The organism is Robertmurraya sp., assembly GCF_036676585.1.
Lineage (GTDB): Bacteria > Bacillota > Bacilli > Bacillales > Cytobacillaceae > Robertmurraya_A.
The window spans coordinates 1-9,162 of record NZ_JAKFCQ010000062.1 but is presented as its reverse complement, the minus strand read 5'-3'; the positions used below and the strand labels follow the sequence as shown (position 1 = coordinate 9,162).

General features: G+C 37.8%; 10 protein-coding genes. 2 read left to right on the top strand and 8 right to left on the bottom strand.

What is annotated here, in order from left to right:
• The coding region (locus tag ACGLXV_RS08220) for an FAD-dependent oxidoreductase (protein WP_391558232.1) at window positions 1–218 on the bottom strand (218 nt) is incomplete at its 3' end.
• A 244-nt stretch (window positions 219–462) separates the two neighbouring features.
• On the opposite strand from ACGLXV_RS08220, the gene ACGLXV_RS08215 reads away from it, so the two are divergent.
• Complete coding sequence (locus ACGLXV_RS08215) at window positions 463–1,374, top strand: ferritin family protein (protein ID WP_391558231.1); 912 nt, start codon at window positions 463–465, stop codon at window positions 1,372–1,374.
• A gap of 93 nt (window positions 1,375–1,467) precedes the next feature.
• Here ACGLXV_RS08215 and glmS read toward each other — a convergent pair whose 3' ends face one another.
• The 6 genes from glmS to sigW all read right to left on the bottom strand — a co-directional run bounded on the left by glmS (window position 1,468) and on the right by sigW (window position 8,635).
• Complete coding sequence (gene glmS, locus ACGLXV_RS08210) at window positions 1,468–3,270, bottom strand: glutamine--fructose-6-phosphate transaminase (isomerizing) (RefSeq protein ID WP_391558230.1); 1,803 nt, start codon at window positions 3,268–3,270, stop codon at window positions 1,468–1,470.
• A gap of 430 nt (window positions 3,271–3,700) precedes the next feature.
• On the bottom strand, window positions 3,701–5,044 hold the full coding sequence (glmM, locus tag ACGLXV_RS08205) for a phosphoglucosamine mutase (protein ID WP_119706303.1): 1,344 nt from the start codon (window positions 5,042–5,044) through the stop codon (window positions 3,701–3,703).
• A 32-nt stretch (window positions 5,045–5,076) separates the two neighbouring features.
• Window positions 5,077–6,312: a CdaR family protein gene (locus ACGLXV_RS08200; protein ID WP_391558229.1), complete on the bottom strand. Its 1,236-nt coding sequence runs from the start codon at window positions 6,310–6,312 to the stop codon at window positions 5,077–5,079.
• Complete coding sequence (cdaA, locus tag ACGLXV_RS08195; RefSeq protein ID WP_119706301.1) at window positions 6,305–7,132, bottom strand: diadenylate cyclase CdaA; 828 nt, start codon at window positions 7,130–7,132, stop codon at window positions 6,305–6,307. The genes ACGLXV_RS08200 and cdaA overlap by 8 nt, the downstream gene beginning before the upstream one ends.
• Before the next feature lie 302 nt (window positions 7,133–7,434).
• A complete protein-coding gene (locus tag ACGLXV_RS08190) occupies window positions 7,435–8,055 on the bottom strand; it encodes a zf-HC2 domain-containing protein (RefSeq protein ID WP_391558228.1) in 621 nt (206 codons plus the stop codon).
• A gap of 16 nt (window positions 8,056–8,071) precedes the next feature.
• A complete protein-coding gene (gene sigW, locus ACGLXV_RS08185) occupies window positions 8,072–8,635 on the bottom strand; it encodes an RNA polymerase sigma factor SigW (protein WP_119706299.1) in 564 nt (187 codons plus the stop codon).
• 195 nt (window positions 8,636–8,830) lie between these two features.
• On the opposite strand from sigW, the gene ACGLXV_RS08180 reads away from it, so the two are divergent.
• Entirely contained in the window at window positions 8,831–9,001 is a 171-nt protein-coding gene (locus ACGLXV_RS08180) for an aspartyl-phosphate phosphatase Spo0E family protein (protein ID WP_119706298.1), read from the top strand.
• Between the two features lie 17 nt (window positions 9,002–9,018).
• Here ACGLXV_RS08180 and ACGLXV_RS08175 read toward each other — a convergent pair.
• On the bottom strand, window positions 9,019–9,162 hold a 144-nt coding region (locus ACGLXV_RS08175; protein ID WP_391558233.1), incomplete at its 5' end, for an arginase family protein.

The window sequence follows — 9,162 nt, the reverse complement described above, 5'->3', positions numbered from 1 at the left end:
TTAAAGCGTTCTGACATACCCTCAATGGTTTGTACCAACAGCTTGCTTCTGTCCTTAATCGTTTCCCCGATATAATAAGGTAATCCACAGTTTGCAAATGAAATATGCTCACCACGTTCGAATAGAACGATTTCTACATCCTCACTTATTCTTCTTAATCTTGCTGCTGCTGTTGCTCCCCCAGCTACTCCGCCTACGATAACAACTTTCTGTGTCATATCTATTCCTCCAATAAATAGTTTTTTATATGAACAACTAACTTTATTACTAAGTTTAAGGTAATTAACAATACCTATATGGGTATTATAGAATAAACAAAAACAAAGTAAACCCCTTTGGGTATAAGTTCATTTTTTCTTCACAATTACTTTCTTTCGTCATCGTACCTCCCCTTTAGGCACCTATTCGATATTTGAGCATATGATAAGGTTGATAAATTACCCTGGGGGGGTGGATGCTAATATGCAGTATTTCTATAATAATTATCCCTTTTACCATGCTAATCTTCGAAATACTTTTGACGTCAATTTAATAAACGATATTCAAAAAGCAATCAATGGGGAATATGGAGCCATAAAATGTTACGAACAATTAGCTAGATTGGCAAAAACTCAGGTTGAAAAAGATCAGATTCTTGAAATACGTCAGGATGAGATACGCCATTTTGAGGAGTTCAGTAGAATTTACAAAGAGTTAACGGGCAGACAACCGGTTGCTGAAAGCATTGAAAAGTGTCCTGATCAGTATATAGAGGGAGTAGAGTCTGCTTTTAGAGATGAACAAGAAACGGTAGACTTTTACCTAGACATTGCTGATAAGTCACAAAATCCTGTGATTAAAGAGACTTTTCGCCGTGCTGCCGCTGATGAGCAAAACCACGCGGTATGGTTTTTATACTTATTATTCAATAAACAAATATTGAAAACCGCTAGTCGCCAGCCTACTAATTACGGAGCTAAAGGTGCATTAAATGATACCAGTTTAACCATACCCCAAATGTTAACCTATGCACTTCAAGATGAACACTTAGCTCAATCTAGGTATAAAAATGTTCTCCAAACTTTTGGAGACATACGTACATTTGCGCAAATCAAAGAAGCAGAATTAAGACATATCTATGCCCTTTTACCTCTTTTCGAAAAATACCAAGTACCAGTTCCAGAGGATATATCACAATCATTCGTGAAAACGCCCGGAAGTGTAAAGTCTGCTTTTGCCGCTAGTGTAGAAGGAGAAGTTGACAATATAGCTATGTATGAAAAATTCCTAGCATATGAAATTCCTAATGATATTAGAGTGGTGTTTACTCAATTACGCAATGCATCTAGAAATCATCTTGCAGCGTTTGAGAGAGGGCTTGAAAGAAATTATTAATGTCGATGGTAGTTGTTTAAGAGTAAATATACTTCGTTACAAAAAAATGTCTACCACCTAGAATTCCCAGTGGTAGACATTTTTAAATAGTAATTACTCAACCGTTACTGATTTTGCAAGGTTTCTTGGCTTATCTACGTCACACTCACGATGTAGTGCTGCATAGTAAGCGATCAGCTGGGTTGGAATAACAGAGACTAAAGGTGTTAAAATTTCGTGTACTTCTGGAATAACAAATCGATCTTCTTCCATTTCTAAGCCTTTCATAGAAATGATACATGGGTTTGCTCCACGAGCCACTACCTCTTTCACATTTCCGCGAATGCTTAGGTTTACACTTTCTTGAGTTGCTAGAGCTATGATTGGTGTACCATCTTCGATTAAAGCAATGGTTCCATGCTTTAATTCTCCACCTGCAAAGCCCTCCGCTTGAATATAAGAGATTTCCTTCAGCTTTAGTGAAGCTTCAAGAACTACGTAGAAGTCGATTCCACGACCAATAAAGAATGCATTTCTAGTGGTTGATAAATACTCTCGTGCAATAGCTTCAAACTCATCTTTAGAATCACAAAGTACTTCGATCGCATTCGCTACAATTCCTAGCTCATGAATTAAATCAAAGTTCACTTCAAGGCCTCGTTTTTTCGCAATTACTTCTGACAAGATAGACAGAACAGCAATTTGTGCCGTATATGCTTTCGTAGATGCAACCGCAATTTCAGGACCAGCATGAAGTAACAGTGTATAGTCCGCTTCACGTGACAATGTTGAACCTGGTACATTCGTTACCGTTAACGTCTTATATCCAAGCTTTTTCACATGAACTAGTACCTGACGGCTATCTGCAGTCTCACCACTTTGAGAAATAAAGATAAATAGTGGATTTGCTGATAATAATGGTGTGTTATAAGCAAACTCACTTGCAATATGAACCTCAACTGGAATTTGAGCTATTTTTTCAATTAACTGCTTCCCAACAAGCCCAGCGTGATAAGAAGTTCCTGCAGCAATGATATACACTCGATCGGATTGATCCACTGCATCCACAATGTCCTGGTCAATCACAAGCTGACCTGACTCATTTTGGTACTGTTGAATGATTTTACGAATGACAGCTGGCTGCTCATCAATTTCCTTCAACATGTAGTGAGGATATGTGCCTTTTTCAATATCACTTGCATCAAGCTCAGCAGTATAAGGTGCACGAGTAATGGTTTCCCCTTCAAGATTTTGAATTGTTACTTCATCTTTCGTAACAATTACAACTTCTTTATCCATTAGTTCTACATATTGGTTAGTAACTTGAAGCATCGCCATTGCATCACTAGCCACTACATTGAACCCGTCTCCCAGACCAACTAGAAGAGGACTCTTGTTTTTCGCAACAAAAATCGTCTCATTGTTTTGAGAGTCAAGCAATGCAAGAGCATATGAACCCTTCAAAAGTTTCAGTGTTTTACGAAATGCAGCTTCTACTTCAAGACCTTCACTCACGAATAAATCAATTAATTGAACAATAACTTCTGTATCTGTGTCACTCTCAAAGTGAACATTTTGTAGATACTCTTTCTTTAACAAGTCATAGTTCTCAATAACTCCATTATGAACAAGTGTTAAACGAGTCGTAGAACTTTGATGTGGATGAGCATTCACTTTGCTTGGAACCCCGTGTGTTGCCCAGCGAGTATGGCCGATCCCTGTATTTGCCATTACACCTAAGTCGACAATTTCACGTAAGTCGGCAATACGACCCTTTTCCTTAAACACGTGAACGCCTTGATCATTCATTACTGCAATACCAGCAGAATCATAACCTCTATATTCAAGCTTTTCTAGCCCTTTTAATAATATTTCCTTTGAGTCATTATTTCCGATATATCCAACGATTCCACACATAAGTGTAATTCCTCCTAATATACGGAGGCAAGTTGCTAACGAGGGCAGACTTGCCCCCTAGTCTCTGTGATATTTATTGTTAGCATTTATTGATTTAAGCATTCTTTTTCCCTTTGTCCATCGGGTTACCCCAATGATTTTTAGAAAAAGCATACGATTGTGCTTAACAATCGGGAGGCATCCGCCGAAAAATCGATAAACCTCCTCCTCGTCAACTAGCCGCTCTTCGTCCATCAGCTAGTTCAGGCGCTTTAAGTTTCCTTGTTTATTAACCTCTATCCTCCCTCTGCATTCTTTACAAAATCAGGATAATCATACAATATGGATAGGCCTTCGTCAACAAAAAACTATGTGACATAAGGTATCCCATATATAAAAAATATGCATGAGGGGTTGTAAACGTTCCCCTCATGCATATTAATAGGTGACATTATAGTCCCATTTCATCCTGAACAACTGCTGCAATACGGCTTACGTAAGACTCACAAAGCTCCTCTGTTGGTGCTTCTGCCATTACCCGGACAAGTGGCTCTGTACCTGAAGGTCGAACAAGGATACGTCCGTTCCCGTTCATTTCTGCCTCTACCTCTGAAATAATAGAACTTACCTTGTCATTGTCTGTAACATGGTACTTATCAGTGACACGGATGTTTACCAGCTTTTGAGGGAATTTTTGCATTTCTCCTGCAAGCTCCGAAAGTGGTTTCTTCGTGATTTTCATGATATTTGCTAGCTGCAGGCCTGTAAGCAATCCATCACCGGTCGTATTGTAGTCAAGGAAAATGATATGCCCTGACTGTTCTCCACCTAGGTTATAGCCTGTCTTTTTCATTTCTTCAACAACATAACGGTCACCTACTGCTGTTTGAACACTTTCAACTCCGTGACCTTCCAAGCCTTTATAAAATCCAAGATTACTCATTACAGTCGAAACAACTGTATTGTGCTTAAGTCTTCCTTGCTCCTTCATGAACTTAGCACAAATATACATAATCTGATCTCCGTCAACGATGTCTCCATTTTCATCAATCGCAATTAGTCTATCTCCATCACCATCGAAAGAGAGACCCACATCCGCTCCTTTTTCTTTAACAAAAGCTGAAAGTGCCTCTGGATGTGTGGAACCAACACCGTCATTAATGTTTAGTCCATTTGGAGATGCTCCCATTGTTGAAAGATCTGCATCTAGATCAGCAAATAAATGTGTAGCAAGTGAAGAAGTAGCACCGTGAGCACAATCAAGAGCAATATGTATTCCCGTAAAATCTTCATCAACCGTTTGTTTTAAGTATTGTAGATATTTTTGTCCACCTTCAAAATAATCATTAACTTGTCCTAAGTCCGAACCTACTGGTCTAGGCAATTCATCTTTTTCTAGATCCATTAATCCTTCAATCTCAAGTTCTTGTTCATCAGAAAGCTTAAAGCCATCCGGTCCAAAAAACTTAATTCCGTTATCAGCTACCGGGTTATGAGATGCTGAAATCATAACTCCAGCTTGTGCTCCAAGTGCTTTCGTTAAGTAAGCCACTCCAGGTGTCGAAATCACTCCTAAGCGCATTACCTCTGCACCGATAGATAAAAGACCTGCAACAAGTGCACCTTCAAGCATATGTCCTGAAACACGTGTATCACGTCCAATGATCACCTTTGGACGTTCTTTATCTTTTGTTAAAACATAGCCACCAAAACGTCCTAGTTTAAATGCTAATTCTGGAGTTAACTCACTGTTTGCTACTCCTCGCACCCCATCAGTACCGAAATATTTACCCATTAAAAGATCTCTCCTTAATAATTGTTGTGCATCTATGCTTCTCGTTTTGTAATCGATATTTTTGCTGTCTGTTGGTTGATCGTCCAATTTATATTTGTTGGACCAGTGACGTTCAAGTCGACACTATGTTCTCCTTCACCTAGACCGGCTAAATTAAGGATGACGCTAAAGTCGCTTTCTTTTAAAGAACCTATTATACTGCTTTCTCCTGTTGCAGTAATTGAAACCGTCCCATCAAGAGGTTCATTGTATGACATATTTAAGTCAGCAGCCAGCCCATTTGCTTTAATCGGAATATTAGAAAAGGTAATCTCCTCTTCCCGACTAACCTTAATGGTGACATCAACCATCTCTGGATCCACTTTAACAATGCCTTCAGATATAATGACGGGCAGCGTTAAAGTCGTATCATCATTTATCGAACTAACATCTACCTCCACACGAACTGATTCTGTCTTGTCCAATATATCCGCTTGAGCAAGTATTGTTGCTTGGGATTGAGCTAAATTAATCGAGTCAATCGTTACCCCACTGGGGGGGGTTCCCTTTTCAACAATTTTTATTGGAACTTCTTTACTAGACGCCTTTACAGGTATGGTCACTTCCACTGTATCTGATTCAAGAATGACATCAAGTTTATTAAGGTCTTGATCCAAGACTAAAATTTTTGCTTCCTTTGTTACTGTATCTTCAATTTTGCCTTCTAAATCGATCGTTGCTTTTACATATGTGATTTTTTCGATTACATCTTTTGCACCAGTAATTTTAACTTTGTTAGGCTTAACAACCGCCTGCTCAGCGGTATAACCATCTGCAACAAGACTTGAATTATATTCGGGCTCCACCTTAAATTCCTGTGTTACCTTCTCTTGTATAGATACATTAGCATAATCCGGTTCAATTTCCACCGTTAGTCTGTCGGACACATCTCTAATTTCAATTGGTACACGTTGAGTACCGATCTCTGCTTCTGATAAATCTACATACACTTCATATGATCGAGAGGTCTTTGCTTGCTGCAAGAGATTTTTAGGCCCACTTAACTTGATTGTTACAGTACTTGGAACCCCACTTACAACAAGGTTTTCCGTATCATAATAACTTTTCACAGGAACGTCTGTGATTGTTTCCGTTTCTTGATCCTGTGGCACATTAATCGATAAATCTTCTCCGTCATACACGTATATAAAAAGCAAAAAAGCTAATAGCAATGCAACAACCCTAATAAACCATCGATTATCAATTAGTTTATCAATTAAATTATCCATTCTTTTTTCCCCTCCAATTCCATCGAGGTGTGGAGGCTTGCTTCGGCTTCATTGGAATAATAAATTCATTAGCTAACATTTGCTTAAATTGTTCAAGCTTCAAGTCACGGTGAAGTTCTCCATTTTTGGTAAGTGAGATTGCCCCTGTTTCTTCAGACACAATAACCGTTACACTATCCGTCACTTCACTAATTCCTAGAGCCGCTCTGTGCCTTGTTCCTAATTCTTTAGAAATAAAGGGACTCTCAGATAATGGAAGATAACAGGCAGCAGCGGCAATCATATTCTTTTGAATGATAACAGCACCATCATGAAGCGGAGTATTCGGTATAAATATATTAATTAATAACTCTGAGGAGATTTTCGCTTGTAAGCCAATCCCAGTCTCTATGTAATCTCCCATACCCGTTTCTCTTTCAATTGACATTAACGCACCGATACGACGCTTTGCCATATAATCGGTTGCCTTCGTAATCGCTTCTACCATTTTTTCCTGTTCTTCCTCTTCCTGTACCCCTGTTCGAGAGAAGAAACGTCCTCGGCCTAGCTGTTCAAGTGCTCTTCTAAGCTCTGGTTGAAAGATAATAATAATTCCAAGAACTCCCCAAAGCAATATTTGTTCCATCATCCAATTCAGTGTTTTTAAGCTAAACCAATCACTAATCACTGTAACCATTAATATAACAAATATCCCTTTAAGCAGTTGGACCGCCTTAGTACCTTTTATAACCATGATCAGCTTATAGATCACGTACCAAACTAGGAGAATGTCAATGGTAATGGATAAGTATTTCAAAACATCGAAATCCGCAATCGACATTGTACTTCCTCCAAATATATATTTAAAAGCATTTAGCTAAAAGTTTTGTTTAACTTTCTCATTATAACATAAAAATGAAATGACAAAAATTTTGCTCTTATTATAAGATAAGCGCAAGCGCCTTGGTAAGCTCCGACAGGCATAAGACGAAGACTGAAAGAGGTCCTGACCTCTGTAGGGCTTTGGCTTATGACCCCGAGGAGCTAAGCGCTGGAGCTAGACACTGTTCAAAGTTCAAATAAAACATATACCTCTTATAATATACGAAAAAATTAGTCACTCTTATATGAGCGACTAATTAATTAATCCTTATCTCGAAAAACGCTAACAAGCTCTTTGCTTGTCTTTTTTACATGATACCAAATCCATTCAAACACTTCATTTACTTCTTTAATCTCACCAGTAACATGGCCCGCAGAGGCTAGGTAGTTTTCTCCGTTAATGACGGTTACATCGCCTTCAACCTTTCCCTCAATTTGAAGGTCACCGTTTCTAACAGTTAGATCCCCTTTAATTACTTCACCCTCAGGAACAATAACGGTATTATTATGAACTACTAAATTTGGTTGCTTTGTTACTGAAAACTCATGATCTTTGTTCCAAGTTGAAAATAAACTGCCTGTCATTAATATGATAAAAAGCGAGGCAGCGGTCAACAAAGGATGATGTCGGAACCATCGGTTTACACTTACCCTTCTTTTTTCTTTAGGAAGTCGAGCCATTACATTTTCAGTAAAATTACTTGGTGCCTGTATATGAGAAGTGCTCTGCACTAAGGCAATTGCCTTCTCTAATTCATGAAAATAACTTTGACATTTTGGGCAGGTCTGTAAATGCTTTTTTAGTAACTGTTCATCATGCTCATCAATTTCCTCATCTAGATATTCATGCATATACAAGACAATGTTATCTGGACACTTCACTGATTTTCACCTCTCATTAAACATTTCTTAATTGGTGTCGTAATGCTTCCCTACCCCTATGTATCCTTGTTTTTACTGTGCCTAGTGGGATATCAAGAATCTCACTAATCTCATTTAATGAAAGTTCTTCAATATATTTTAAGACAATCACAGATCTATATTTTTCTGGCAGCTTAGTAATTTCTCGTTGAATGGTCTCTTGTAATTCAAGACTCTCTATTTCATCCTCAGGAAGAATCGTATCTGATGCAATTTGAGAATACATGGTCAGTCCATCTGTACCAGATACTTCTGCATCAAGGTAATAGTCTGGCTTTTTCTTTCGAATCCGATCAATACATAGATTTGTTGCAATTCTATATAACCATGTTGAAAACTTTAAATCAATATTAAAGCTTGATATGTTAACATATGCTCTAATGAATGCCTCTTGTGCCATATCCTCTGCTTCATGACGATTTCCGAGAATTCGGTAACAAAGTTGAAAAACTTTATCCTTATATATCTCAACGATTTCCCCGTATGCACTTTGGTCCCCTTTTAACACTTGCTTGATTCGTTTTTTAATCAGTGCTTCCATTCCTATACCTCCGCTCTAATGCGGCTACTCGATAATACGTATCGATACCGGAAAAGGTTTCATTTCTTACAAAAAAATTTTCTCCACTACATATTTTAACAAATATTTACTGTAAATTGTTTAAAATTTTTGGCTCTGGGTATAAATGTAGAAATTAGGGAGGTTATTATATCATTACGTATAGGAGTGAATCATATGGATAAGCAATCTTTGCTAAAAGACATTGAAGCTCATCGAAGAAAAATGGTGAGCCAAGCATCTCACTCTTCATTAAGCAATGAAAAGGTAATCAAACTTAGTAAAAAATTGGACAATCTATTAAATAAATACGATCGTTTAATGAAAAATAGCAGCAACTCATTATGAGAGTTACTGCTATTATTTTATAATAATTTTTCGCCAAATAAAGAACCCATTAATGCAACTGCAACTGATGCTGTTTTATTTTTATCATCTAAAATTGGATTAACTTCCACAAATTCAGCAGATGTAATAAGTTTAGATTCTGCAAGCATCTCCATGGCAAG

Excerpts from the sequence above, each read along its gene's own strand:
- ACGLXV_RS08215 (WP_391558231.1), top strand. The coding sequence starts at position 463 with ATGCAGTATTTCTATAATAATTATCCCTTTTACCATGCTAATCTTCGA.
- glmS (WP_391558230.1), bottom strand. The coding sequence starts at position 3,270 with ATGTGTGGAATCGTTGGATATATCGGAAATAATGACTCAAAGGAAATA.
- glmM (WP_119706303.1), bottom strand. The coding sequence starts at position 5,044 with ATGGGTAAATATTTCGGTACTGATGGGGTGCGAGGAGTAGCAAACAGT.
- ACGLXV_RS08200 (WP_391558229.1), bottom strand. The coding sequence starts at position 6,312 with ATGGATAATTTAATTGATAAACTAATTGATAATCGATGGTTTATTAGG.
- cdaA (WP_119706301.1), bottom strand. The coding sequence starts at position 7,132 with ATGTCGATTGCGGATTTCGATGTTTTGAAATACTTATCCATTACCATT.
- sigW (WP_119706299.1), bottom strand. The coding sequence starts at position 8,635 with ATGGAAGCACTGATTAAAAAACGAATCAAGCAAGTGTTAAAAGGGGAC.
- ACGLXV_RS08180 (WP_119706298.1), top strand. The coding sequence starts at position 8,831 with ATGGATAAGCAATCTTTGCTAAAAGACATTGAAGCTCATCGAAGAAAA.